Consider the following 24,147-nt stretch of genomic DNA (forward strand, 5'->3'; position numbering starts at 1 on the left):
TAACATTTTCAAGTCATATTGCATTACCTTTCACAAAGCATCAACCGCTTTGAGGTAGCGCTTCCAATTCTCTCTCTTTTCTCTTGCTTTATATATACTCCGCTTCACACCTCGACGGCTTTTGTCTATTCAGCACTCCTTAAAGTCGGTATGTAGAACGAAGCAATTAGCCCTTCAAAGGATCGGTTTGTTAGTCATGACGGATTTTTTCACATCCATCATAGATAAGTTCAGAGATGCACTTATCTCTTATTTTAACATAGTATCCTGTATAAAATGTGCAGGTAAAATCATTTTATTTCATGAATCAAAACATTCGCTTCATCATTTGTCCTTGTCCCTCTACAAATTACAAACGCTTGTAGGAAGAACTTGTAGTTAAAAATATGTTAAAATACACTATGGATATACTACTAGAGGTGAAAAAATGATTATTCTACAATTGAACGGTATTACAAAATACTATGGGGCAGAACCCATTTTATCGAATATAAAGTTAGAAGTACAATCAAAAGACCGCATTGCCCTAGTGGGACGAAACGGTGCTGGTAAATCAACTTTATTAAAAATTATTGCTGAGCAGCTTTCCTATGACAGCGGAGAAATTATTAAACCTAAGGGTGTTTCCATTGATTATATGGGACAAGATACAGTTCTTGAGTCAACACTCTCCATATGGGAAGAAATGATGACTGTCTTTGCTCCATTAAAGAAGATGGAAAAAGAATTACGTACGCTTGAAACGAAGATGGGTGATCCAGACATTTTTAATGATTCAGTTCAATACGAAAAACTAACCAAAGAGTATGATCAGCTTCAAGTAACGTTTAAAGATTTAGGCGGCTATCAATATGAAGCGGATACACGATCTATTCTTCACGGTTTCCGTTTTTCAAACTTTGACTACAGCACCCCTATTTCCTCCTTAAGCGGTGGACAAAAAACGCGCCTGGCTCTTGCAAAACTGCTTTTAACAAAGCCTGATTTGCTTATTCTGGATGAGCCTACCAACCACTTAGATATTGAAACTTTAGCATGGCTGGAACAGTTTCTGCAAGGGTATGAAGGAGCTATTTTAATCGTTTCACATGATCGTTACTTCCTTGATAAAGTCGTAAATCAAGTGTATGAAGTCGTACAAAAAACAACGGTGAAGTACACGGGCAACTACTCTAAATACCTTGTACAAAAAGCAGAGCGATATGAAAAAGAGTTGCGTCAGTACGAAAAGCAGCAAGATGAAGTCGCAAAGCTGAATGATTTTATTCAGCGAAACATCGCCCGCGCATCGACTACAAAACGTGCGCAAAGCAGACGTAAACAGCTCGATCGAATGGAGTTAATAAATCGACCTAACGAAGGCGAAAAATCAGCTAGTTTTTCGTTTGAAATTGAACGTCAAAGCGGAAATGAAGTCTTAAATCTGGAAGATGTGTCTATCGGATATGATGAACACAACTATGTCGTCCAAGAGGCAAACCTTCGCATTAAAAAAGGGGAAAGCCTTGCGTTGGTTGGTCCTAATGGCGTGGGGAAATCAACTTTATTAAAAGGCATTGTGGATAAACTCAGCTTCAAGACTGGAACCATTTCCTTTGGCTCAAATGTAATGGTTGGTTATTACGACCAAGAGCAAGCCAATTTAACGTCTAATAAAACCGTTTTAAATGAACTTTGGGATGACTACCCAGCCAAACCTGAAAAAGAAATCCGTACAGCGCTTGGAAATTTTCTGTTTTCAGGTGATGATGTACTGAAAATCGTTTCCACGCTCAGCGGTGGTGAAAAAGCACGTTTGGCTCTTGCGAAGCTTATGCTTCAAAAAGCTAACTTCTTAATTTTGGATGAACCTACTAACCATCTTGATTTAGATAGCAAACAAGTACTCGAGAATGCGTTAATTGATTACCCAGGGACTCTATTATTTGTTTCACATGACCGTTATTTTATTAATCGTATTGCCAATAAAATAGCAGAGCTATCTCCTGAAGGAGTAGAAGAATTTCTTGGAGATTATGACTATTATGTAGAAAAGAAAGCAGAAATAGAGGAAATCAAAGAATTAGAAAATATAAAAGCAAACGAAGAACGTACGGTAAAAGTAGATAAACAGTCCTATAAACAAGATAAAGAACAAAAGAAATTGATGAGACAGCGAACGCGCCGCATTGAAGAAATTGAAACTGAAGTAAACAAATTAGAAGCCGCCCAAGCGGCGAATGAAGAACTTCTTTGTGACCCTGAAATTTATCAAAATCACGAAGAAGTATCAAGATTAAACGGTGAAAATGAAAAAATTTCTTCACAGTTATCCACATTAATGGAAGAGTGGGAAGAATTGCAGCTGCTTCTAGAAGAGTAGCCTATATTTTTGCGTATCTATTCATCCTATTTACTTGTTCATGCGCTTAAGAGCAAGCTTTATCCACTCTGTGAATAAATAGTGGATATCTGTCTGATTTTCATAATTAAAACTTGTTGATAACAGGTCCGTGTACTGAGTGCACGGACTTTTCCACATAATTATCCACAGTCAATTCTAAATTTATTGAATATTGTTGATAAATCATTTTTATCCACAAAAAAAGACGAATGAGAAATAAATCTCATTCGTCACTTACTCTTCCAAGTCCAAACCGGGGTTTGCATTTAATGACATATCTGAACGTTTTCCTTGAGCAAATCGTACGCTTGCTGCTGCTCCAATCATTGCGGCATTATCCGTACATAGAGATAGCGGCGGGATAATAAGCTCAATATTTGATAGGGGTTCAAATGCCTCTTCTAGCGCTGCTCTAAGCCCTTTATTAGCAGCAACTCCTCCTGCTAATAAAACTTGCTTAACGTTATATTCCTTTGCAGCTTTAATCGTTTTAGTTACTAACACATCAATGACACTCGCTTGAAAGCTAGCAGCAAGTGTTTGTGGAAGAATCTCTTCACCTTTTTGCTTCGCATTGTGGACAGTGTTAATAACTGCTGATTTTAATCCACTGAAACTAAAATCATAGGATCCTTCTTCTAGCCAAGCACGCGGCAAATCAATTAATGGCTCTCCTTCATGTGCAAGGCGGTCAATATGAGGTCCGCCTGGATATGGAAGGTTTAACGTGCGGGCTACTTTATCGTAGGCTTCTCCTGCTGCATCATCTCTTGTTTCACCGATTACTTTAAAATGACCGTGACTTTCCATGTATACAAGCTCCGTATGCCCGCCAGATACAACTAGCGATAAGAGCGGGAATTCTAGTTTTTTGATTAGCTGATTTGCATAAATATGTCCTGCAATATGATGAACACCAATTAATGGCTTTTGATGTGCAAATGCTAGCGCTTTGGCTGCATTTACGCCAATAAGAAGTGCTCCCACAAGCCCTGGTCCTTCCGTTACAGCTATTGCATCTATATCTGCAAACGTCAAGTTCGCTTGATTTAAAGTTTCTTCAACTACTACTGTAATTTGTTCTACATGATGACGAGATGCAATTTCCGGTACGACACCGCCAAATCGTTTATGGCTTTCTATTTGAGAGGCCACCACATTGGCTACAATTTCATGACCGTTTCGAATCACAGCTGCTGCTGTCTCATCACAGCTTGTTTCTAATGCTAAAATTAATTGATTTTCATTCATAAATTCACCCACATAACTAATGCATCCTCATTGTTATCAGAATAATAATTCTTACGAATACCTCCAGGTTTAAAACCTAGCTTTTGATACAATGATTGTGCAATATGATTAGATACCCTAACTTCTAATGTCATTGACGTAGCACCTAGTTTTCGAAGAACGTCCATCACGTTGCGCAGCAGCAATTCACCGAGTCCCTTGCCTCGGTAGTCTGGCAATAGCGCAATGTTGGTTACATGTGCTTCGTCAATAACAATCCACGTTCCGCAATAACCAATAATATTTTCCCCTTCTTCCATCACAATGTAGGTTGAAAATTGATTATTGGTTAACTCATTTTGAAATGCTTCTGCACTCCAAGGTGTCGTAAAAGACTTCTCTTCGATTTTCACTACTTGATCAATATCTTTAACTTCCATTAAACGAAACTTAATTGTTAGTTTCATGTTATACCTTCTTTTATCCTTTTTGCTGTGAAGCAAGCCAGTTGGCTTCTGCTTCAGCTAAACGAATGTAGTTCGGAACAAAAGTATGCACAGACTGCGGCTCTTTCTTCATTCCTAAGAAAGCCAATTCACTTGGTCTTGGGTTAAACTGCTGAACATGGGCAAATACAGCTTGTTCACTCAACACTTCTTTTAACGCCTCTTCATGCATGGAAAGATCATTGCCTATGAATAAAATAGGTTTGTTGTATGACTTTAAATGTTCCGCCCAGTCCTTATTAATAACAAGTCGATCACTTTCAACTTCTACAAGACCTCGTTCGTTATTCCATTCATATAGTCCTGTATAAAGCTGCTGACGGCGCGCATCAAATAACGGAGCAATATATCCATCAAAATAACGACCGTTTGCTGCTAGTGCCTCAAGGCTAGATACACCTATTAAAGGAATATTTAAAGTCCAAGCAAGTGTCTTGGCAATGGTAACACCAATGCGTACACCGGTATAGGACCCGGGACCGTGTGCCACTACAATACGGTCTAGCTCGCTTGGCGCAATATCACAATCTTTTAACAAAGATTCCACAGCGTTCATCACACGAACAGAGTGATTCTTTTTTAGATTCGTAATAATTTCTCCAATTACTTTGTTTTCTTCAACGACAGCAACACCCATGACAAAATTGGATGTATCAATGGCTAACATTTTCATCTTTTAAAAAGCTCCTTACATATTTCAACGTACCGACTGCCTATCGCTTTTACAAGGATTTTACGAGTCGTTTCGTTTTCATGGTAAATATTGATTTGAATATATTCATTAGGAAGCTGCTCTTCAATCAGGTGAGCCCACTCCACGACCGTCACGCCATCTCCTTCAAAATACTCATCGAACCCTAGGTCTTCAAATTCATCCCCTAGACGGTACACATCCATATGGTAAAGAGGAAGGCGACCGCTTTTGTATTCTTTAATGATAGTAAATGTCGGGCTATTCACATTGCGTTCAATTCCTAAGCCTTTAGCTAAACTTTTTGTGAATGTTGTCTTTCCAGCTCCCAAATCACCTTCAAGCAGCAGCACGTCACCAGCTTCTAATAAAGTTGCTAGACGAGCAGCCAGCTGATTAGTTTCATCAGGAGACGTAGACATAAACGTAAATTCATTAATCTCTGTCATTCATTCAGAACCTCATTTCAATCTGTATATATATATTGTAAACGTTGTGGACTATACATATCCAGTAAGAAATCCAACAATCTTTAACATCGCAATTCTACAAAGAAATTTCTTTGTATATAAAAAATTCCTTAGGATTGCTCCTAAGGACGGTAAAGTTTTATATAAAAATGGTTCAAACAATAAAAAAGACGAAACACATTGTTTCGTTTCTAAAACATGGCGGTCCCGACGGGAATCGAACCCGCGATCTCCTGCGTGACAGGCAGGCATGTTAACCGCTACACCACGGGACCATGTTGGTTGCGGGGACAGGATTTGAACCTGCGACCTTCGGGTTATGAGCCCGACGAGCTACCGAACTGCTCCACCCCGCGATGATAAAAAAGCAAAATAAAAATGCCTAGCGATGTCCTACTCTCACAGGGACAAAGTCCCAACTACCATCGGCGCTAAAGAGCTTAACTTCCGTGTTCGGTATGGGAACGGGTGTGACCTCTTTGCCATTATCACTAGACATTTATATGAGATTATTCTCTCAAAACTAGGTAACAGATTGCTGAGTAAAGCTTACGCTTTTAAAGTTTGGTTAAGTCCTCGATCGATTAGTATCAGTCAGCTACACATGTCGCCACGCTTCCACCTCTGACCTATCAACCTGATCATCTTTCAGGGATCTTACTAGCTTGCGCTATGGGAAATCTCATCTTGAGGGGGGCTTCATGCTTAGATGCTTTCAGCACTTATCCCGTCCACACATAGCTACCCAGCGATGCCTTTGGCAAGACAACTGGTACACCAGCGGTGTGTCCATCCCGGTCCTCTCGTACTAAGGACAGCTCCTCTCAAATTTCCTACGCCCACGACGGATAGGGACCGAACTGTCTCACGACGTTCTGAACCCAGCTCGCGTACCGCTTTAATGGGCGAACAGCCCAACCCTTGGGACCGACTACAGCCCCAGGATGCGATGAGCCGACATCGAGGTGCCAAACCTCCCCGTCGATGTGGACTCTTGGGGGAGATAAGCCTGTTATCCCCGGGGTAGCTTTTATCCGTTGAGCGATGGCCCTTCCATGCGGAACCACCGGATCACTAAGCCCGACTTTCGTCCCTGCTCGACTTGTAGGTCTCGCAGTCAAGCTCCCTTGTGCCTTTACACTCTACGAATGATTTCCAACCATTCTGAGGGAACCTTTGGGCGCCTCCGTTACATTTTAGGAGGCGACCGCCCCAGTCAAACTGCCCACCTGACACTGTCTCCCGGCCCGATCAGGGCCGCGGGTTAGAATTTCAATACAGCCAGGGTAGTATCCCACCGACGCCTCCACCGAAGCTAGCGCTCCGGCTTCTCAGGCTCCTACCTATCCTGTACAAGCTGTACCAAAATTCAATATCAGGCTACAGTAAAGCTCCACGGGGTCTTTCCGTCCTGTCGCGGGTAACCTGCATCTTCACAGGTACTATAATTTCACCGAGTCTCTCGTTGAGACAGTGCCCAGATCGTTACGCCTTTCGTGCGGGTCGGAACTTACCCGACAAGGAATTTCGCTACCTTAGGACCGTTATAGTTACGGCCGCCGTTTACTGGGGCTTCGATTCAGAGCTTCTCCCAAAGGATAACCCCTCCTCTTAACCTTCCAGCACCGGGCAGGCGTCAGCCCCTATACTTCGCCTTGCGGCTTCGCAGAGACCTGTGTTTTTGCTAAACAGTCGCCTGGGCCTATTCACTGCGGCTCTCTCGGGCTATACACCCTACCAGAGCACCCCTTCTCCCGAAGTTACGGGGTCATTTTGCCGAGTTCCTTAACGAGAGTTCTCTCGATCACCTTAGGATTCTCTCCTCGCCTACCTGTGTCGGTTTGCGGTACGGGCACCTCCCGCCTCGCTAGAGGCTTTTCTTGGCAGTGTGGAATCAGGAACTTCGGTACTATAATTCCCTCGTCATCACAGCTCAGCCTTTATGATGAGCGGATTTGCCTACTCATCAGCCTAACTGCTTGAACGCGCATATCCAGCAGCGCGCTTACCCTATCCTACTGCGTCCCCCCATTACTCAAACGGCGGGGAGGTGGTACAGGAATATCAACCTGTTGGCCATCGCCTACGCTTTTCAGCCTCGGCTTAGGTCCCGACTAACCCTGAGCGGACGAGCCTTCCTCAGGAAACCTTAGGCATTCGGTGGACAAGATTCTCACTTGTCTTTCGCTACTCATACCGGCATTCTCACTTCTAAGCGCTCCACCAGTCCTTACGGTCTGACTTCACAGCACTTAGAACGCTCTCCTACCACTGACATCTAAGATGTCAATCCACAGCTTCGGTGATACGTTTAGCCCCGGTACATTTTCGGCGCAGAGTCACTCGACCAGTGAGCTATTACGCACTCTTTAAATGGTGGCTGCTTCTAAGCCAACATCCTGGTTGTCTAAGCAACTCCACATCCTTTTCCACTTAACGTATACTTGGGGACCTTAGCTGGTGGTCTGGGCTGTTTCCCTTTTGACTACGGATCTTATCACTCGCAGTCTGACTCCCATGGATAAGTCTTTGGCATTCGGAGTTTGACTGAATTCGGTAACCCGTTGGGGGCCCCTAGTCCAATCAGTGCTCTACCTCCAAGACTCTCACAACATGAGGCTAGCCCTAAAGCTATTTCGGAGAGAACCAGCTATCTCCAGGTTCGATTGGAATTTCTCCGCTACCCACACCTCATCCCCGCACTTTTCAACGTGCGTGGGTTCGGGCCTCCATTCAGTGTTACCTGAACTTCACCCTGGACATGGGTAGATCACCTGGTTTCGGGTCTACAACCACATACTAAACGCCCTATTCAGACTCGCTTTCGCTACGGCTCCGCCTTATCAGCTTAACCTTGCATGGGATCGTAACTCGCCGGTTCATTCTACAAAAGGCACGCCATCACCCGTTAACGGGCTCTGACTACTTGTAGGCACACGGTTTCAGGATCTCTTTCACTCCCCTTCCGGGGTGCTTTTCACCTTTCCCTCACGGTACTGGTTCACTATCGGTCACTAGGTAGTATTTAGCCTTGGGAGATGGTCCTCCCAGCTTCCGACGGAATTTCACGTGTTCCGCCGTACTCAGGATCCACTCAAGAGGGAACGAAGTTTCAACTACAGGGTTGTTACCTTCTTCGACGGACCTTTCCAGGTCGCTTCATTTACTTCGTTCCTTTGTAACTCCGTATAGAGTGTCCTACAACCCCAAGAGGCAAGCCTCTTGGTTTGGGCTAATTCCGTTTCGCTCGCCGCTACTCAGGAAATCGCATTTGCTTTCTCTTCCTCCGGGTACTTAGATGTTTCAGTTCCCCGGGTCTGCCTTCAATATCCTATGTATTCAGATAAAGATACTGTTCCATTACGAACAGTGGGTTTCCCCATTCGGAAATCTCCGGATCAAAGCTCACTTACAGCTCCCCGAAGCATATCGGTGTTAGTCCCGTCCTTCATCGGCTCCTAGTGCCAAGGCATTCACCGTGCGCCCTTTCTAACTTAACCATTAGCGAATAAATGGTACAACATAATGTTGTGTTATTTATTGGTTTGATTAAAGAAAAGTTTCACTTTTCCTCAGCAATTACTGTTATCTAGTTTTCAAAGAACAATCGCAACCAAAATTCTTCTTATCTAGTAAGAAGAAAGTAGTATGCTTTCTATAATTGAGAGATTGAACTCTCAAAACTGAACAAAGTGTCAAAACGTACGTCATGTAAAAATCCTTAGAAAGGAGGTGATCCAGCCGCACCTTCCGATACGGCTACCTTGTTACGACTTCACCCCAATCATCTGTCCCACCTTAGGCGGCTAGCTCCTTACGGTTACTCCACCGACTTCGGGTGTTACAAACTCTCGTGGTGTGACGGGCGGTGTGTACAAGGCCCGGGAACGTATTCACCGCGGCATGCTGATCCGCGATTACTAGCGATTCCAGCTTCATGTAGGCGAGTTGCAGCCTACAATCCGAACTGAGAATGGTTTTATGGGATTGGCTTGACCTCGCGGTCTTGCAGCCCTTTGTACCATCCATTGTAGCACGTGTGTAGCCCAGGTCATAAGGGGCATGATGATTTGACGTCATCCCCACCTTCCTCCGGTTTGTCACCGGCAGTCACCTTAGAGTGCCCAACTAAATGCTGGCAACTAAGATCAAGGGTTGCGCTCGTTGCGGGACTTAACCCAACATCTCACGACACGAGCTGACGACAACCATGCACCACCTGTCACTCTGTCCCCCGAAGGGGAACGCTCTATCTCTAGAGTTGTCAGAGGATGTCAAGACCTGGTAAGGTTCTTCGCGTTGCTTCGAATTAAACCACATGCTCCACCGCTTGTGCGGGCCCCCGTCAATTCCTTTGAGTTTCAGTCTTGCGACCGTACTCCCCAGGCGGAGTGCTTAATGCGTTAGCTGCAGCACTAAAGGGCGGAAACCCTCTAACACTTAGCACTCATCGTTTACGGCGTGGACTACCAGGGTATCTAATCCTGTTTGCTCCCCACGCTTTCGCGCCTCAGCGTCAGTTACAGACCAAAAAGCCGCCTTCGCCACTGGTGTTCCTCCACATCTCTACGCATTTCACCGCTACACGTGGAATTCCGCTTTTCTCTTCTGCACTCAAGTTGCCCAGTTTCCAATGACCCTCCACGGTTGAGCCGTGGGCTTTCACATCAGACTTAAGAAACCGCCTGCGCGCGCTTTACGCCCAATAATTCCGGATAACGCTTGCCACCTACGTATTACCGCGGCTGCTGGCACGTAGTTAGCCGTGGCTTTCTGGTTAGGTACCGTCAAGGTACGAGCAGTTACTCTTGTACTTGTTCTTCCCTAACAACAGAGTTTTACGACCCGAAAGCCTTCATCACTCACGCGGCGTTGCTCCGTCAGACTTTCGTCCATTGCGGAAGATTCCCTACTGCTGCCTCCCGTAGGAGTCTGGGCCGTGTCTCAGTCCCAGTGTGGCCGATCACCCTCTCAGGTCGGCTATGCATCGTTGCCTTGGTGAGCCGTTACCTCACCAACTAGCTAATGCACCGCGGGCCCATCTGTAAGTGATAGCCGAAACCATCTTTCAATCATCTCCCATGAAGGAGAAGATCCTATCCGGTATTAGCTTCGGTTTCCCGAAGTTATCCCAGTCTTACAGGCAGGTTGCCCACGTGTTACTCACCCGTCCGCCGCTAACGTCATAGAAGCAAGCTTCTAATCAGTTCGCTCGACTTGCATGTATTAGGCACGCCGCCAGCGTTCATCCTGAGCCAGGATCAAACTCTCCGAAGAAATGTTTGACTTGCTCATTTAAAAAATAAAAATTAACGTTGACGTTTGTCGCTTTGTTCAGTTTTCAAAGTTCAATATATTTGGAGCGGGTGATGAGAATCGAACTCACGACATCAGCTTGGAAGGCTGAGGTTTTACCACTAAACTACACCCGCAATATGGCGCGCCCGAGAGGAGTCGAACCCCTAACCTTTTGATCCGTAGTCAAACGCTCTATCCAATTGAGCTACGGGCGCTTCTTATGATATTTACCGCCGTTGTTTTGGCGACTTTATTATAATATCATTTCTATTTTCTTATGTCAACACTTTTTTAAAAAGTTTTTTTGGTGCGGCCGAGAGGACTTGAACCTCCACGGGGTCGCCCCCACTAGGCCCTCAACCTAGCGCGTCTGCCATTCCGCCACGACCGCTAAATACATAAAATGAATAAGATGCGGGTGAAGGGACTTGAACCCCCACGTCGTAAAGACACTAGATCCTAAGTCTAGCGCGTCTGCCAATTCCGCCACACCCGCAAGAAATGAAAATGAGCCATGAAGGACTCGAACCTTCGACCCTCTGATTAAAAGTCAGATGCTCTACCAACTGAGCTAATGGCTCTTTATGGCTGGGCTAGCTGGATTCGAACCAACGCATGACGGAATCAAAATCCGTTGCCTTACCGCTTGGCGATAGCCCAATAATTTAAAATGGCGGTCCCGACGGGAATCGAACCCGCGATCTCCTGCGTGACAGGCAGGCATGTTAACCGCTACACCACGGGACCATCCAAAATTATGTATAAAACAGTCAAAATGGTGGAGGATGACGGGATCGAACCGCCGACCCCCTGCTTGTAAGGCAGGTGCTCTCCCAGCTGAGCTAATCCTCCACAGGATATGTAAATAAAAATCAATGGTGACCCGTACGGGATTCGAACCCGTGTTACCGCCGTGAAAGGGCGGTGTCTTAACCGCTTGACCAACGGGCCATTATAAAATGGCGGAGAAGGAGGGATTTGAACCCTCGCGCCGCTTACACGACCTACACCCTTAGCAGGGGCGCCTCTTCAGCCACTTGAGTACTTCTCCATATGGCTCCACAGGTAGGACTCGAACCTACGACCGATCGGTTAACAGCCGATAGCTCTACCACTGAGCTACTGTGGAATAATATTTATCAGACTTCTTACATTGTAATCGACATTATATGTAATGTCAATAAGTTTTTGTAATTTCTTTGCCGTTTATTTGAGACGGCTTTATTAATTTACCATAATGAATCTATTTTAGTCAAGCATCTTCTACATTTTTTTTAATTTACCTTTACACTTCCCACAAACATATTTAACTGTGTTCACTTTTCTTTTTCGAACATATTTTTGATCACACTGCATACATACATATATGTGCTCTTTTTTCTTTCCATCACTTTCTTTTTTCAATGCCTGACAAAATCGAGGTGCGTCTACTTCTTTCATTAACCTTTTAAAGTCTTGATCTCCATGCTTATACCCTTTCCCCTCAATATGCAAATGATAGTGACAGAGCTCATGTTTAATAATTTCTACTATTTCTTGTGTGCCATATTGTTCAAAGTATTTGTAGTTTACTTCTATATTAGATGTACGTAACAAATACCTTCCGCCTGTCGTACGTAACCGAGAATTAAAAGTGGCTTCATGACGAAATGGTTTGTGAAACAGCTTCAATGAAATTTCTTCTACAAGTATTTGTAAATCCTTATCATTCATCTTATATACTCCTCTACTGTATGAAATCACCTGACTAGCTCTTTGGGCATACACTTCATTACATACTCACTATTCACCTTATCATAAATGAAAAGGAGTGATTGTCCTTATGCCAATGTGGCTACAAAAACAAATGAGGCGCGCTTATTCTGAAAAAGACCGCGCACAAATAAAATTGCTCAACCAATGTTGGTTTTTTTATCAAAAAAATAATTCCGCTTCTTAAATCACTTCTTTTTACAAATAAAATTGCCTTTTCAGAAAATCTGAAAAGGCAATTTTATTATTGATGGGGCGGAATCATCGTCAGTGCAACTCTTCCTTTTTTCATATCTACGTCTTCTACCCACACATTCACCAAATCTCCTACTGAAACGACATCGAGGGGATGCTTAACGTACCGATTCGTTAATTTAGAAATATGGACTAGACCGTCTTGCTTAACTCCTATATCGATGAACGCTCCGAAGTCTACGACGTTTCGCACCGTTCCTTCAAGCTGAATACCTTTTGCTAGATCCTCTAGCTTCAAAATATCCTGACGGAGCAAAGGTTTTGGCAGTTCATCACGAGGATCTCTTTCCGGTCTTACGAGCGCTTCTATAATGTCTTTTAAAGTAAGCTCCCCTATACTTAGTTCTTCTGATATTTCGGGTAAAGAAATATGTTTTAATGCTTCTTTTACTTTCTCCGTTCCAAGTTCAGTCTCTTTCACTTCCGCTTTCTTTAAAAGCTTTTTAACGTCTCCATATGTTTCAGGATGGATACCCGTTCTGTCTAAAGGTTCTTCACCTTCTATAATACGTAAAAACCCAATACACTGCTCATATGTTTTAGCCCCTAGACGCGGAATTTTCTTCAACTGTTTTCGGTTAGAGAATTTTCCGTTTTCATCCCGATATTTTACAATGTTTTGAGCAACTGTCTTATTTAGACCAGCAACGTATTGTAGAAGCGAAGCAGAAGCCGTGTTTGCATTCACTCCTACTTGGTTTACTACTGTCTCTACAATAAAAGTCAGTGAATCATTTAATTGCTTTTGAGACACATCATGCTGATATTGCCCTACCCCTACCGACTTAGGATCGATTTTCACAAGCTCAGCCAGCGGATCTTGCAGCCTTCTGGCAATCGATACAGCGCTTCGCTCTTCTACTTGAAAATCAGGGAATTCTTCTCTAGCAACATCAGAAGCCGAATATACGCTTGCTCCCGCTTCATTCACAATCAAATAATAAACTGGGTTTTCAATTTCTTTAAGAACATCCGCTACAAATTGCTCCGTTTCGCGAGATGCCGTTCCATTTCCAATTGCCACTACTTCAATAGGGTATTCAGCGAACATTTTCTTTAATTTATTTTGTGCTTCAGCTGCTTTTCTCACAGGAGGATGTGGATAAATAACATCAATTTTTAATACCTTGCCTGTTTCATCGACTACAGCTAATTTGCAGCCTGTTCGAAAAGCTGGATCTACTCCTAATACCACTTTACCTTTCAATGGAGGTTGGAGAAGAAGTTTTCGTAAGTTTTCAGAAAAGATGTGAATGGCTCTTTCTTCCGCTTTTTCTGATAGGTCTTTACGAATTTCGCGTTCAATAGATGGTTCTATTAAGCGTTTATAAGCATCTTCTATAGCTGAGATGATATAACCTTCAGCTGAAGAATCCCTTTTCTTGATTACTTCTTTATGTAAATATGAAAGAATACGATCTGTAGGCGCGTCAATACTCACTTTTAAAATACCGTCTTTTTCTCCTCTATTCATAGCTAAAATACGGTGAGGAACGATTCGCTTTACCGCTTCTGTATATTCATAGTACATTTCATAGATATTTTTTTCATCTTTTTCCGGATCTTTGACTGAAGTAACAATTATGCCATCTTTTACAGTGGTCGTACGAATCCATTGACGGTAAGATGCTTCGTCAGAAATTTGTTCCGCTACAATGTCTAGGGCTCCCTGAATAGCTTCGTCAGAAGATTGAACTCCTGCTTCTTCATTTATGTATGTTTGCGCTTCAATGTTTACGTCAGAATTCGGGAAACTTAGTAGCCACTGTGCTAATGGTTCAAGACCTTTTTCTTTTGCTACAGTTGCTTTTGTACGTCGTTTTTGCTTAAAAGGGCGGTATAAATCTTCTACTTGCTGCAATTTCTTCGCTTGATGAATTTGAGCAGCCAGTTCCTCAGTTAATTTCCCTTGCTCTTCAATTAATCGGTGAACTTCCTCTTTACGCTCCTCTAAATTCATTAAGTAGTTCCAGGAATCTAAAATATTCCGGATTTGGACTTCATCCAAAGCACCAGTTTGTTCTTTTCTATATCGAGCAATAAAGGGAACTGTATTACCATCTTCTACTAAAGCAATTACGTTTTGTACTTGCTTGTGTGAAATCTCTACCTCTTTACTTACACGTTGAACAATTTGATTATCTAATTTCGTTGCAACAGACACAGCTTATCCTCCTACCTAAATGAAACTTTGTCTCTATTGTAACAAAACTCACATGCAATAACACATGTGAGCTAAAAAGAAAGGCTATGCAGTTGGAAGATGACCAGCGATATACGTAATATCGTCATTATGAGATCGAATTGCTGCCTGTAGGCGTGTCGACAATTGATCGACATTCATCGAGTTAGCAAAAACAGATTTAATCTCTTTTAATTCTAAGCCATCTGTATGAATCAAAAATTTAGAACCGGAGTCATATGGGAAGGTTTGTGTGCGGAACTTTTGAATTTTCCCTGATAAAAAACCTTGAATTGGCAGAGGGTACGTTAATTTCCCCTCCGGAGAATACAGATAAAAGCGGATATTACCTACATTTGTGTAATGAAATTCGTTATGTTTTTTATCAATTTTCAAAATAGCTACTGCTGCGCCTCTTGTATGTCGAGTAGCCTTGTTGCACTTAGAAATAATCTCATCTACATCTAGATGATGATGAGCTTTCGCTACATCCGTAACAGCTACAGAAGCGGCTCTGGCTTGTTCACCGCTTCCTAATCCATCTGCCACTGCACATAGAAAATAATCATCCGTTTCTTTGACATAGTAACTATCTCCACAACACACGTTCCCTTGCTTTGGCTCTTGATATATATGAGTTTGAATCGACTTTGTATTCGGGTCTACTGTCATCACGACATATACTCCGAATCGTTAGAATCTGAGCGAGCTGCAGTCCTTAGCTTATCAAGCGCTCTTCTTTGCAGTCGAGATACATGCATTTGAGAAATCCCTAATTTCTCACCGGCATCTTTTTGACTCAGATTTTCAATAAATGTATAGCGAATTACTTCTTTTTCTCTATCGCTTAATACATGAAGAATCTTTTCTAACACTAAGCGCTGATCAGTTTTCTCATAACCCGACTCTTGTTCACCTACTAAATCAAGGATTGTAACAGTACTTCCATCAGAGTCTGCTTCAATAGAATGATCAACAGACAACGCTTGATAACTTTGCCCCATCTCCATCGTTTCTAAAATTTCTTCCTCTGTCACTCCGATATGATCAGCAATTTCTTTTACTTGAGGAGATCGCTGTAAACGGGTTGTTAGCTCTTCGACAGCTGCTTTAATTTTAGGACCTAATTCTTTGATGCGGCGCGGTACGTGAACACTCCACGTTTTATCGCGTAAAAATCGCTTAATCTCTCCAATGATTGTAGGAACAGCAAACGATTCAAAACTTCTTCCAAATGAAGCATCATACCTTCTAATAGCTCCTAACAGTCCTAGCATCCCTACCTGCACAATATCTTCATGTAAGCTTCTGCCTTTTGAATAACGACGTGCAATAGATTCAACAAGGTTCTTGTAATGTACTACTAGATCACTTTGTGCTTCTTCATCCTGCGTTTTTTGAAAGCGCTCAATTCGTTCCTGAACCTGTTCTTTAGTTAATTTCATAGGTTGAGACTGTGTTTTCATCACTCTCCACCTGCTCTCTTTGCACATACTTAGTCATCATTAGCGTTACACCTTTTGAATTGACCATTTTCACTTCGTCCATTAGTGTTTCAATTAAATATAAACCAAGTCCACCTTCAGGAAGAAATTCAACTTCTTTTGATGTTTCATAAGGTCCTATATGTTCCTTAAGCTCTTCAAAATTAAAGCTTTCGCCTTTATCGACCACCATGATTTCTAAACGGTCATCAAATAAACCAAAACCTACTCTCACTTCACCATTTTCTTCATTCTTGTAAGCATGCTGTACGGCATTTGTACATGCCTCACTCACAGCAATTTTCATATCTTCAATTTCATCATAAGAAAAACCCATCCGATTCGCTACACCAGACAGCGTCAGTCGAATAATCGCTACGTAGTCTGGCTTAGCAGGAATCTTCATCTCAACAAAGTCATAAGGCTGTTTCATTTTACGCCACCTTCTACTTGTGAATTCACGTTTAAAATGTCTGTGAGGCCCGTAATATCAAATAAGCGCTTGATGCGCTCTGATACACCAACAAATTTCAAAGAGCCGTTATTTTTCTTATTAGCTTTTAACAATGCAATAAATACACCTAGTCCTGTACTATCCATGTATGATACATCGGTTAAATCAACTATAATTTCTGGTTCGTTATGTTCAGTAATTTCCATGAACTTTTCTTTTAGCTTAGGTGCTGTATATGCGTCAATCTCTCCAGCCAGCTTAATACGATATGCTTGACCGTCCTTTTGTATATCTATTTTTAAATTCATCGTATTAGTAGACCCCCTCTAATTTTGTGCTATCTTTTCTGTACCCTTATTTAGAATACTTAAACTAAACTCTTCAAAATAATCAATGTAAAGTCATCCCTCAATTGAAAATGCTGTAATTTTTCCAGCTCTTTATATACAGATTCTACAATTTCTTGAGGAGACAAATGCATGTATTTTCGAATTAATTTTATGATGTCCAATCTTTCGATAAATCCTTCTTCAGTTCTGCATTCTGTTACACCATCTGTTAACAGAACAATCATATCGCCTTTTGAAAGCTGCTGCTCGTACTGAAGATATTTCACATGGCGATCGACTCCTAGCACGAGTCCTTTTGCTTCCAAATCTTCAAATGAATCAGCTTTGGCATCATAATAAAAGCCTGGCTCATGCCCTGCAGATGCATAATCAAATAAGTTTGTCTCGGGATTATAACTTCCGTAGAACATCGTAATAAACATACTTGGATCTACGTTTCTCTCTACAATATTATTCAAGTTCTCCAATACGTAACTTGGATTTTTTCTTGAGTCCGGTAAGCTGTCCATTGCATACTTGATCATAGACATACACATTGCAGCTGGAATTCCTTTTCCAATCACATCGGCAATGGCAATACTTAACCCACCGTGCTCTTCTTCTACAAAGTGAAAATAATCTCCGTTCATCTGTTTAGCAGGTACGCTAATCGCGCCAATTTCTAAAGTTGAACTAGCCGGAACCTTTGTCCCTAACAGCGTCTGCTGGACGTTAGCGGCAACTTCGATTTCAGAACGAAGTTCCCGCTGCTTATTTTTTAATGTTTGATGCTCACGAAGAGCAAGACCGTAGCTAATCATTACCTCAAGTAAAAAGTCCAGAGAATGCAGCACTTTTTCTGGAATATCAGAATAAATTTCTTCAATCACTTCTTTATGAATGCTCACAATATCTTCTGGCGATATTTCATTCTCTAAAGATTTTCTACTTAGTTTTTGTCCTTGATACAAAATTTGTTCATTTTGTGTTTGGATATAGTTCCCCAAAATATCTTTGTATAAATCTCTCATCTCTTTATCAAAAGACATTATCTATTTCCTCCTACCGGAGCCACTTAACTGCTTTAATCTCAGTACCTTCTCCGACATTTGTTTCGATGTCAAACTCATCCATCAATCGTTTTACCCCAGGAAGCCCAGCTCCTAGTCCACCCGATGTTGAGTATCCATCTTCCATTACTTTGCGAACGTCGGGGATACCTGGCCCTTCATCTGTTGCTACGACAAGAAGACCGTTTTTTCCTCCACGATTTAATTTCTCAATATAGATTTGACCCTTACCCGCATATAGGTAAATATTACGAGCTAATTCAGAAATGGCGGTTGTAATACGAGCTTGGTCAACTGTTCCAAACCCTAGCTCTTTCGACACATTTCTACCTAATTGGCGTGCCGCTACGATGTCCCATTCTGTTACGATTTTTACGCTGGATTGGAATTCCATATACTAATCCCCCAATTCCGATTGGAGTTTCTCAAGACCTTTTTCTAAATCGAGTGCAGTAAGAACATCGTTTAGGCCAATCCCTAACTCAACAAGTGTAATAGCTACTGCAGGCTGGATACCTGTTAATACTACTCTGGCCCCCATCAAATTAGACATGCTAACCACGTCACCTAACACTTTTGCGATGAATGAATCGATCATATCAATTGAAGTTAAATCGATTACCACTCCTTTTGCTCCAGTTTGATGAATTTTACTTAGCAAATCTTCTTGGAATTGAATAGCCGTTTGATCATCCAGCTCCCATTGAATGGATACCAATAAGTAGTCGTACAATTTCAAAATGGGTATTCTCACGTTTATTCCTCCGATTCTATATCAACTATTTTCCGCTCAGTCATTTCTAACGCAAACTCTACACCTTTTTTTAATGAGTTTTTCGTAATAATTTCATTTAAGTTAATACCTAAGTTCACAATAGTCTGAGCAATTTCCGGACGAATTCCTACTAACAAACACTTGGCTCCAACCAAACGTACGGCTTCAGCAGCTTGAATGATATGATGGGCAACCATCGTATCCACTACTGGTACTCCGGTAATATCTATTAATACGACCTCTGATCGGTGCTTTACGACACCTTGCAGTAAGTTTTCCATAATTTTCTTTGCACGATCGGTGTCAATTGTTCCCACAAGCGGCATTACCGTAATTTTATCAAATACCGGTATTAATGGAGCAGACAATTCTTGAAGTGCAACTTTTTGCAACATAACTGTATTTTCCCACGAGTTGGAGTATTGTTCTACTATTTTGTTATAAATAGGGCTTAACCACTTGTCAAACCGATAGAATAATTCAGAATGAGTTTGATCAGCCTTTACATGTTCACTGTTTACATACCCTTCAACCACTACATGACCCAAGTTACGTACACCCTGTGTCAAATAAGCAAGAGGCCATCCTAAACTCACAACTCGTCCTACTACTTCCTCTAGTTCCTCTGCAAAATTTTCCTGATCACGGAATGCTTTTGCCAAAAGTAAATTTACAAAATCAGAGCTTACATTTACGTACACTTGCTCGGATACAATGTTTTTAATCCGCTCTGTTTCCACATCATTCATTAACACTAGCCATCGATCAAAAATTTCTGATTTATGATTTTGTATATAATTGAATAAATCTTGATTCATGAGGTCCTCCTTGTGAGTCAATACACTCATTTATATCTATATATATATTATCATTTTTAAAACGTTTCTTATTACAATATACGTTTACTGATTATTCCTAGTCAAATTAAAAAAGTTGCTCATAAAGGAGCAACTTAGCATAAATGGAAGTATAATTCTAAAAGTCGATAAGTCCTACACTGATTTGCAAGGCTTCATCCACTCTGTCCATCATTTCATCATCTAAATGGGTAATCTTGTCTGTTAGCCTCTGTTTATCAATAGTACGAATTTGTTCTAGTAAAATAACTGAATCTCGCTCAAATCCATAGCGCTTTGCATCAATTTCAACATGCGTAGGTAACTTTGCCTTTTGAATTTGAGCAGTGATCGCAGCTACAATAACAGTTGGGCTAAAACGATTGCCTATATCATTTTGAATGACAAGTACAGGGCGAACGCCTCCTTGTTCTGAGCCAACAACAGGAGATAGGTCAGCAAAATAAACGTCGCCACGTTTGACTACCAAGTCATTACCCCCCGCTTACTAAACGATCCACAGTATGATCAGCTTCATACTCTGCTAGAAAAGCCTCGGAAGCAATATTTAAGTTTATCTTTGCCATCTCCATATATCCACGTCTCATTGATTCGCGAATATGGCGTTTTTTTCGCTCACGAAGGTACAATTTTGTTGCTTGGTGAATAAAATCACTTCGGTTGCCATTTTCTTGTTTAACCATAAGATCGAGCTCCGATACTAAATTTTTCGGTAATCTTACTAGGATTTCTGTAGTTGCGCTCGCTTCAGACACAAACATACACCTCCAACATCAATACACACACCAATAGTCTCATCTTTCCTTATCATAACATTGATTAGCTTTAATGGAAAGTTAATTCTGTCAATTTCTACACTATTATCGTCAATTGATACCCTCTTTTATGCATGGAAGTTATTATTTTATTGTCTTTTGTTCGCAGGCTTTTTATGTTGACTCAGGAAGATGTATATTCAGCGCAAGATATAATTATTAACATGAATGTGCTGAGAATCTCTTGTATAAACCCTCGGAACCCTTGCTGCAATCATGCAAGGGATTTCATAATTAATTGTTTCAAGATGCTTTGCTACTTCATCAATTGTAATTTCAGCACCTTGTTGTTTTCCAATAAATGTTACTTTTGTACCCATTTTATACATTTTAGGCAATTTAATCATCAATTGATCCATGCATATCCTACCAACAATTGGCACTTTAACTCCATCTACTAACACTTCAAAATTACTTAATTTACGAATCCAGCCGTCTGCGTATCCTACTGGAATAGTAGCAATCCATTCATCTTCTTTAGCTTCATAAGTAGCTCCGTAACTGATATGACTCCCCTTTTTGACTTTTTTAACATGCACAATACGGCTGTGCAGCGAAAAAGCTTGTTTTAACGGAATTGGCAAGACTTCTTTTAATTCCTCTGAAGGACTCAAGCCATACATAGAGATACCTAAGCGTACGCCATTAAAGATATCGCTCGGACGACGAAGCAAAGCTGCGCTATTTGCACAGTGAATCATCGGAGGTGTAAAATTATGTTCTTTCACAATTCGAACCATTTCTTCAAAGAATGTGTATTGTTTTTCAAAATAAGACGAATTTAGCTCGTCTGCTGTTGCAAAGTGTGTAAACACTCCATCCAGCGCGAATCCTGAATGAGAAGTGATGATATTCATCGTTTCGTGTAATTCTTCTTTTGTTCTAATTCCTAAGCGACCCATGCCTGTATCTATTTTTAAATGCATATGCAACTGACTGTTTGCACCTAGAATGGACGCCGCTTCTTCAATCCAAGCTTTGCTATAAGCAGTGACCGTTACATCCCACTTCAATGCAGTTTGAATGTGTAAGGGAGGCACGGCTCCTAATACTAAAATGGATTCCTTTATTCCTTTTTTTCGAAGAGCAATAGCTTCATCCAAAAAAGCTACAGCTAGCATATCAGCGCCAGCTTGAAGCGCAATCTCTGCTACTTCTTTATCTCCATGCCCGTACGCATTCGCTTTTACTACGGCCATTAACGTTTTATGCCCCGGTATCAGTTCTCTTACATGATTCACATTTTGAAAAATGGCTTCTACATCAATTTCTGCCCATGTTTCTCTATAAAATGCATCCATTACTACGACACTTCCTTTTTTCAGAACCATTCTAAACGTACTTTCCTCTGTTAGTATAATACATCTATAGCCAAACTTCATCTCGATCTTTATTCAAATTAAGCAAGAACAAGCCTACATATATGCAGGCTTGTAAGCTTCTCTTATTTTCCCATCTGACTTTGCACAGATCTAGCAACTGTACTCAATTCATCTGGTGTCAGCTGATCAGAAGCCAGCATAAAGTCTACTCCATTATATGTCCAAGATAGACTTTTATCCGTTAAAGCTCCCACAGTAAAACCTAAATCAAATGGCTCTCCGGCAGTAACTGTAGATGTTGCTGTTTTAGCTACTTGCGCTTTTTCTTGTACAAGCGTAAACGGCTTTTCTCCTTTGTACATTAAAACGACTCTCTCACCATTTTCCGTCTCAATTTTCTTTTCCTTGGAAAGCTTTGTACCTTTTGGAACGTCCTTAGGATAAAGAACGCTAAATGATTTGTGCTGAGCTAATGTCGGAATGTCAATCTTTGCACTTGTCATGTTTCTTTTTGTATCAAAAGCCCCTTTATCAAACTTAGAATCGAATTTCACCTTAGAGAAATCAACTTTTATTAACACTTTATTATCCGTATCCATAATTTTAACCGACACAGGCGCTAAGTCACTTTTGTTCAGCGTAATTTCTTGTTTAGGAAGCATTGTGCTATTTTGATAGTTCGTTTTTGTTTCAAAAATATAATGTTTATCCGTTGATTTAAAACTTGCCTTTTCATCCTTCACAATATCTTGGACAAGGGATTCATACAAATAAGCTTGACTGCTATTTTGCGGCCAGTCACTTTGAAAACGAAAGCTTTTATTTAAGGCAGGCGTTAAAACAAAAACCCCTTCATCATTACGCAAAATCATTTGGCTTTGATCTTTCTTTGTATTTTTCAAATTCACTCGATAGTACATAGGCTTACTATGCCAAATCTCTACATCGTATACTTGAGCATCTTTCCCTGTATTCAATGTCATCTTAGCATCTGATTTATACCCCGCCATTTCTTGTACCTTAGCATCCAATGCATCTGTTACATCCTGCTGACTTTTTTCACCGCATGCTGATAAGGCTAAGAGAAAAAAGGCGCAAACAAATAAGCCAACCCATTTTTTATGCATTTCCCCAACTCCTTTGTTTCGTATATTCACAGCTAAACGGAGAAGCAAGAACATATCTTGTCTCCCCTATCCACACTATGAATATATGAACAAGAAATAGTGAATATGCAGACTAGCTTGACAAGCGTTCAATAATTACTTGAGCAATCGCATAGTGCGCACTGTGGGAAATAGATACGTGTACAGACGCTTCCAGTGGTTGTTTTGTAACAATGTGGGGTTTCCCTCTTTCATCATTCACGATTTCGATATCTTGGAAGCTAAAATCTTTCCCTATTCCTGTTCCAAGAGCTTTCGAATATGCTTCCTTCACAGCAAATCTTCCTGCTAAAAATTCGACCTTACGTCGGCTTGATAGCTTTTCATAGCGTTCTCTTTCATTTTTTGTTAAAATCCGAGTAATAAAAGCGCTTTGACGCTGCACCATTTTTTCAATCCGCTCTAACTCTGTAATATCAATTCCAGTTCCTATAATCATTTTCATTTAATCCTCTCTTACAGAATAGTATATAAAAATGCCTTTATAAAAAGGAGTGACAAATATGTTCGTACGCACAGAAAATGTAACTGAATTTAAACGTTTTTATCCTGTTACCTTCACGCTTATCTGCATCCACATTGCGCTATGGTTACTTGCCGCTCTTCCCTCACACCTTGCAGAATCTTTTATACATCAGCTTATTGGTGTGAATAGTTTAATTTCCCAAGGAGACTACTGGCGGCTTTTCACACCTATCTTTTTACATCTAAGCTTTTCACATCTTCTTTTTAACTCATTTTCATTGTTCTTGTTAGGACCAGGCGCTGAGCGTATTCTTTCTTCTTATAAGTTTCTTCTATTCTACCTTACGTGTGGATTGCTTGGAAATATCGTTACATTTCTAATCCAATCTTCTTTTTACAGCCATGTGGGTGCATCCGGTGCCATTTTCGGACTGCTCGGATTTTACCTCTATCTTGTCATAAAACAAAAGCATATGCTTTCTAAAAGCAACCAGCAAATCATTGTCGTCTTTTTAATTATTGGATTACTTTCAGGTCTGCTAACGCCAGGAACCAACAATACAGCTCATTTCGCTGGAGGTATTGCTGGATTTCTTCTCGCTTTTTTTACGTTCAAGCAGAAAAACAAGCCACAGATATGAGG

Annotated in this window: 22 protein-coding genes, 13 tRNA genes and 3 rRNA genes; 3 read left to right on the top strand and 35 right to left on the bottom strand. The window is 41.2% G+C overall.

What is annotated here, in order from left to right; all coding sequences use genetic code 11:
• The first annotated feature begins 427 nt into the window (after nucleotides 1-427).
• A complete protein-coding gene (locus tag SCI76_RS12780) occupies nucleotides 428-2,362 on the top strand; it encodes an ABC-F family ATP-binding cassette domain-containing protein (RefSeq protein WP_033580896.1) in 1,935 nt (644 codons plus the stop codon).
• Nucleotides 2,363-2,617: 255 nt separating this feature from the next.
• On the opposite strand, the gene tsaD is transcribed toward SCI76_RS12780, so the two are convergent.
• The 21 genes from tsaD to SCI76_RS12885 all read right to left on the bottom strand — a co-directional run bounded on the left by tsaD (nucleotide 2,618) and on the right by SCI76_RS12885 (nucleotide 12,291).
• On the bottom strand, nucleotides 2,618-3,634 hold the full coding sequence (tsaD, locus tag SCI76_RS12785) for a tRNA (adenosine(37)-N6)-threonylcarbamoyltransferase complex transferase subunit TsaD (RefSeq protein WP_080754517.1): 1,017 nt from the start codon (nucleotides 3,632-3,634) through the stop codon (nucleotides 2,618-2,620).
• Nucleotides 3,631-4,080, bottom strand: coding sequence for a ribosomal protein S18-alanine N-acetyltransferase (gene rimI / locus SCI76_RS12790; RefSeq protein WP_028412696.1), 450 nt, complete (start codon nucleotides 4,078-4,080; stop codon nucleotides 3,631-3,633). The genes tsaD and rimI overlap by 4 nt, the downstream gene beginning before the upstream one ends.
• Before the next feature lie 13 nt (nucleotides 4,081-4,093).
• Nucleotides 4,094-4,792 carry a tRNA (adenosine(37)-N6)-threonylcarbamoyltransferase complex dimerization subunit type 1 TsaB gene (tsaB, locus tag SCI76_RS12795; protein ID WP_028412695.1) on the bottom strand — a complete coding sequence of 233 codons (699 nt, stop codon included), beginning with the start codon at nucleotides 4,790-4,792 and terminating at the stop codon, nucleotides 4,094-4,096.
• Nucleotides 4,789-5,259: a tRNA (adenosine(37)-N6)-threonylcarbamoyltransferase complex ATPase subunit type 1 TsaE gene (gene tsaE / locus SCI76_RS12800; RefSeq protein WP_013081426.1), complete on the bottom strand. Its 471-nt coding sequence runs from the start codon at nucleotides 5,257-5,259 to the stop codon at nucleotides 4,789-4,791. The genes tsaB and tsaE overlap by 4 nt, the downstream gene beginning before the upstream one ends.
• 220 nt (nucleotides 5,260-5,479) lie before the next feature.
• A tRNA-Asp gene (locus SCI76_RS12805) sits at nucleotides 5,480-5,555 on the bottom strand.
• A 4-nt stretch (nucleotides 5,556-5,559) separates the two neighbouring features.
• Nucleotides 5,560-5,636, bottom strand: a tRNA-Met gene (locus tag SCI76_RS12810).
• A 24-nt stretch (nucleotides 5,637-5,660) separates the two neighbouring features.
• Nucleotides 5,661-5,776, bottom strand: a 5S ribosomal RNA gene (rrf, locus tag SCI76_RS12815).
• A 68-nt stretch (nucleotides 5,777-5,844) separates the two neighbouring features.
• A 23S ribosomal RNA gene (locus tag SCI76_RS12820) occupies nucleotides 5,845-8,780 on the bottom strand.
• A 225-nt stretch (nucleotides 8,781-9,005) separates the two neighbouring features.
• Nucleotides 9,006-10,557, bottom strand: a 16S ribosomal RNA gene (locus SCI76_RS12825).
• Together the 16S, 23S and 5S rRNA genes with 13 tRNA genes alongside form the textbook arrangement of a ribosomal RNA operon.
• Before the next feature lie 81 nt (nucleotides 10,558-10,638).
• Nucleotides 10,639-10,712: transfer RNA gene (locus SCI76_RS12830), tRNA-Gly, on the bottom strand.
• A 4-nt stretch (nucleotides 10,713-10,716) separates the two neighbouring features.
• Nucleotides 10,717-10,793: transfer RNA gene (locus SCI76_RS12835), tRNA-Arg, on the bottom strand.
• 90 nt (nucleotides 10,794-10,883) lie between these two features.
• Nucleotides 10,884-10,969, bottom strand: a tRNA-Leu gene (locus tag SCI76_RS12840).
• A gap of 22 nt (nucleotides 10,970-10,991) precedes the next feature.
• A tRNA-Leu gene (locus SCI76_RS12845) sits at nucleotides 10,992-11,074 on the bottom strand.
• Nucleotides 11,075-11,086: 12 nt separating this feature from the next.
• Nucleotides 11,087-11,159 (bottom strand) — tRNA-Lys (locus SCI76_RS12850).
• A gap of 4 nt (nucleotides 11,160-11,163) precedes the next feature.
• Nucleotides 11,164-11,238 (bottom strand) — tRNA-Gln (locus SCI76_RS12855).
• 11 nt (nucleotides 11,239-11,249) lie between these two features.
• Nucleotides 11,250-11,325, bottom strand: a tRNA-Asp gene (locus tag SCI76_RS12860).
• 29 nt (nucleotides 11,326-11,354) lie between these two features.
• Nucleotides 11,355-11,430: transfer RNA gene (locus SCI76_RS12865), tRNA-Val, on the bottom strand.
• A gap of 24 nt (nucleotides 11,431-11,454) precedes the next feature.
• Nucleotides 11,455-11,529 (bottom strand) — tRNA-Glu (locus tag SCI76_RS12870).
• A gap of 9 nt (nucleotides 11,530-11,538) precedes the next feature.
• A tRNA-Ser gene (locus SCI76_RS12875) sits at nucleotides 11,539-11,629 on the bottom strand.
• 3 nt (nucleotides 11,630-11,632) lie between these two features.
• Nucleotides 11,633-11,707, bottom strand: a tRNA-Asn gene (locus SCI76_RS12880).
• A 134-nt stretch (nucleotides 11,708-11,841) separates the two neighbouring features.
• Nucleotides 11,842-12,291: a SprT family protein gene (locus SCI76_RS12885; protein ID WP_028411875.1), complete on the bottom strand. Its 450-nt coding sequence runs from the start codon at nucleotides 12,289-12,291 to the stop codon at nucleotides 11,842-11,844.
• A 109-nt stretch (nucleotides 12,292-12,400) separates the two neighbouring features.
• Between SCI76_RS12885 and cmpA the strand changes: the two genes are divergently transcribed.
• Complete coding sequence (cmpA, locus tag SCI76_RS12890) at nucleotides 12,401-12,517, top strand: cortex morphogenetic protein CmpA (RefSeq protein WP_013055014.1); 117 nt, start codon at nucleotides 12,401-12,403, stop codon at nucleotides 12,515-12,517.
• A gap of 57 nt (nucleotides 12,518-12,574) precedes the next feature.
• Here the strand turns inward: cmpA and SCI76_RS12895 are convergent, their stop codons facing one another.
• The 14 genes from SCI76_RS12895 to acpS all read right to left on the bottom strand — a co-directional run bounded on the left by SCI76_RS12895 (nucleotide 12,575) and on the right by acpS (nucleotide 23,478).
• Nucleotides 12,575-14,749 carry a Tex family protein gene (locus SCI76_RS12895; protein ID WP_048022347.1) on the bottom strand — a complete coding sequence of 725 codons (2,175 nt, stop codon included), beginning with the start codon at nucleotides 14,747-14,749 and terminating at the stop codon, nucleotides 12,575-12,577.
• A gap of 84 nt (nucleotides 14,750-14,833) precedes the next feature.
• Nucleotides 14,834-15,439, bottom strand: coding sequence for a PP2C family serine/threonine-protein phosphatase (locus SCI76_RS12900; protein ID WP_033580804.1), 606 nt, complete (start codon nucleotides 15,437-15,439; stop codon nucleotides 14,834-14,836).
• Nucleotides 15,439-16,233, bottom strand: coding sequence for an RNA polymerase sigma factor SigB (gene sigB, locus SCI76_RS12905; RefSeq protein WP_013055011.1), 795 nt, complete (start codon nucleotides 16,231-16,233; stop codon nucleotides 15,439-15,441). Before sigB ends, SCI76_RS12900 begins: the two co-directional genes overlap by 1 nt.
• On the bottom strand, nucleotides 16,199-16,684 hold the full coding sequence (gene rsbW, locus SCI76_RS12910) for an anti-sigma B factor RsbW (RefSeq protein WP_013055010.1): 486 nt from the start codon (nucleotides 16,682-16,684) through the stop codon (nucleotides 16,199-16,201). The genes sigB and rsbW overlap by 35 nt, the downstream gene beginning before the upstream one ends.
• Nucleotides 16,681-17,013, bottom strand: coding sequence for an anti-sigma factor antagonist (locus SCI76_RS12915; protein WP_047751770.1), 333 nt, complete (start codon nucleotides 17,011-17,013; stop codon nucleotides 16,681-16,683). The genes rsbW and SCI76_RS12915 overlap by 4 nt, the downstream gene beginning before the upstream one ends.
• A gap of 59 nt (nucleotides 17,014-17,072) precedes the next feature.
• A complete protein-coding gene (locus SCI76_RS12920; RefSeq protein ID WP_013055008.1) occupies nucleotides 17,073-18,083 on the bottom strand; it encodes a PP2C family protein-serine/threonine phosphatase in 1,011 nt (336 codons plus the stop codon).
• Between the two features lie 13 nt (nucleotides 18,084-18,096).
• Nucleotides 18,097-18,498 carry an anti-sigma regulatory factor gene (locus SCI76_RS12925; protein ID WP_013055007.1) on the bottom strand — a complete coding sequence of 134 codons (402 nt, stop codon included), beginning with the start codon at nucleotides 18,496-18,498 and terminating at the stop codon, nucleotides 18,097-18,099.
• 3 nt (nucleotides 18,499-18,501) lie between these two features.
• A complete protein-coding gene (locus tag SCI76_RS12930; RefSeq protein ID WP_013055006.1) occupies nucleotides 18,502-18,858 on the bottom strand; it encodes an STAS domain-containing protein in 357 nt (118 codons plus the stop codon).
• A 2-nt stretch (nucleotides 18,859-18,860) separates the two neighbouring features.
• On the bottom strand, nucleotides 18,861-19,697 hold the full coding sequence (locus SCI76_RS12935) for an RsbT co-antagonist protein RsbRA (RefSeq protein WP_013055005.1): 837 nt from the start codon (nucleotides 19,695-19,697) through the stop codon (nucleotides 18,861-18,863).
• Nucleotides 19,698-19,854: 157 nt separating this feature from the next.
• Nucleotides 19,855-20,205: a type II toxin-antitoxin system endoribonuclease NdoA gene (gene ndoA, locus SCI76_RS12940; RefSeq protein WP_013055004.1), complete on the bottom strand. Its 351-nt coding sequence runs from the start codon at nucleotides 20,203-20,205 to the stop codon at nucleotides 19,855-19,857.
• 4 nt (nucleotides 20,206-20,209) lie between these two features.
• The gene (locus tag SCI76_RS12945) at nucleotides 20,210-20,491 is read right to left on the bottom strand and encodes a CopG family ribbon-helix-helix protein (RefSeq protein WP_013055003.1); all 282 of its coding nucleotides are present in this window, start codon (nucleotides 20,489-20,491) and stop codon (nucleotides 20,210-20,212) included.
• Nucleotides 20,492-20,691: 200 nt separating this feature from the next.
• Entirely contained in the window at nucleotides 20,692-21,882 is a 1,191-nt protein-coding gene (alr, locus tag SCI76_RS12950) for an alanine racemase (protein ID WP_154990948.1), read from the bottom strand.
• A 113-nt stretch (nucleotides 21,883-21,995) separates the two neighbouring features.
• Complete coding sequence (locus SCI76_RS12955) at nucleotides 21,996-23,054, bottom strand: outer membrane lipoprotein carrier protein LolA (RefSeq protein WP_048022353.1); 1,059 nt, start codon at nucleotides 23,052-23,054, stop codon at nucleotides 21,996-21,998.
• Nucleotides 23,055-23,112: 58 nt separating this feature from the next.
• Nucleotides 23,113-23,478, bottom strand: a complete 366-nt coding sequence (acpS, locus tag SCI76_RS12960) for a holo-ACP synthase (RefSeq protein ID WP_028411881.1) — start codon at nucleotides 23,476-23,478, stop codon at nucleotides 23,113-23,115.
• Nucleotides 23,479-23,542: 64 nt separating this feature from the next.
• On the opposite strand from acpS, the gene SCI76_RS12965 reads away from it, so the two are divergent.
• Nucleotides 23,543-24,145, top strand: a complete 603-nt coding sequence (locus SCI76_RS12965; protein WP_407544024.1) for a rhomboid family intramembrane serine protease — start codon at nucleotides 23,543-23,545, stop codon at nucleotides 24,143-24,145.
• Nucleotides 24,146-24,147: the final 2 nt, after the last annotated feature.

The organism is Priestia sp. HNGD-A6 (assembly GCF_045784335.1).
GTDB classification, from domain to species: Bacteria; Bacillota; Bacilli; order Bacillales; family Bacillaceae_H; genus Priestia; species Priestia zanthoxyli.

Coding starts and splice junctions, on each gene's coding strand:
- SCI76_RS12925 (WP_013055007.1), bottom strand. CDS start 18,498: ATGGAATTCCAATCCAGCGTAAAAATCGTAACAGAATGGGACATCGTA.
- SCI76_RS12965 (WP_407544024.1), top strand. CDS start 23,543: ATGTTCGTACGCACAGAAAATGTAACTGAATTTAAACGTTTTTATCCT.
- tsaE (WP_013081426.1), bottom strand. CDS start 5,259: ATGACAGAGATTAATGAATTTACGTTTATGTCTACGTCTCCTGATGAA.
- SCI76_RS12885 (WP_028411875.1), bottom strand. CDS start 12,291: ATGAATGATAAGGATTTACAAATACTTGTAGAAGAAATTTCATTGAAG.
- SCI76_RS12900 (WP_033580804.1), bottom strand. CDS start 15,439: ATGACAGTAGACCCGAATACAAAGTCGATTCAAACTCATATATATCAA.
- sigB (WP_013055011.1), bottom strand. CDS start 16,233: ATGAAAACACAGTCTCAACCTATGAAATTAACTAAAGAACAGGTTCAG.
- SCI76_RS12955 (WP_048022353.1), bottom strand. CDS start 23,054: ATGTTCTTGCTTCTCCGTTTAGCTGTGAATATACGAAACAAAGGAGTT.
- tsaB (WP_028412695.1), bottom strand. CDS start 4,792: ATGAAAATGTTAGCCATTGATACATCCAATTTTGTCATGGGTGTTGCT.
- SCI76_RS12920 (WP_013055008.1), bottom strand. CDS start 18,083: ATGTCTTTTGATAAAGAGATGAGAGATTTATACAAAGATATTTTGGGG.
- acpS (WP_028411881.1), bottom strand. CDS start 23,478: ATGATTATAGGAACTGGAATTGATATTACAGAGTTAGAGCGGATTGAA.
- cmpA (WP_013055014.1), top strand. CDS start 12,401: ATGCCAATGTGGCTACAAAAACAAATGAGGCGCGCTTATTCTGAAAAA.
- alr (WP_154990948.1), bottom strand. CDS start 21,882: ATGGTTCTGAAAAAAGGAAGTGTCGTAGTAATGGATGCATTTTATAGA.
- rimI (WP_028412696.1), bottom strand. CDS start 4,080: ATGAAACTAACAATTAAGTTTCGTTTAATGGAAGTTAAAGATATTGAT.
- SCI76_RS12915 (WP_047751770.1), bottom strand. CDS start 17,013: ATGAATTTAAAAATAGATATACAAAAGGACGGTCAAGCATATCGTATT.
- SCI76_RS12935 (WP_013055005.1), bottom strand. CDS start 19,697: ATGAATCAAGATTTATTCAATTATATACAAAATCATAAATCAGAAATT.
- rsbW (WP_013055010.1), bottom strand. CDS start 16,684: ATGAAACAGCCTTATGACTTTGTTGAGATGAAGATTCCTGCTAAGCCA.
- tsaD (WP_080754517.1), bottom strand. CDS start 3,634: ATGAATGAAAATCAATTAATTTTAGCATTAGAAACAAGCTGTGATGAG.
- SCI76_RS12780 (WP_033580896.1), top strand. CDS start 428: ATGATTATTCTACAATTGAACGGTATTACAAAATACTATGGGGCAGAA.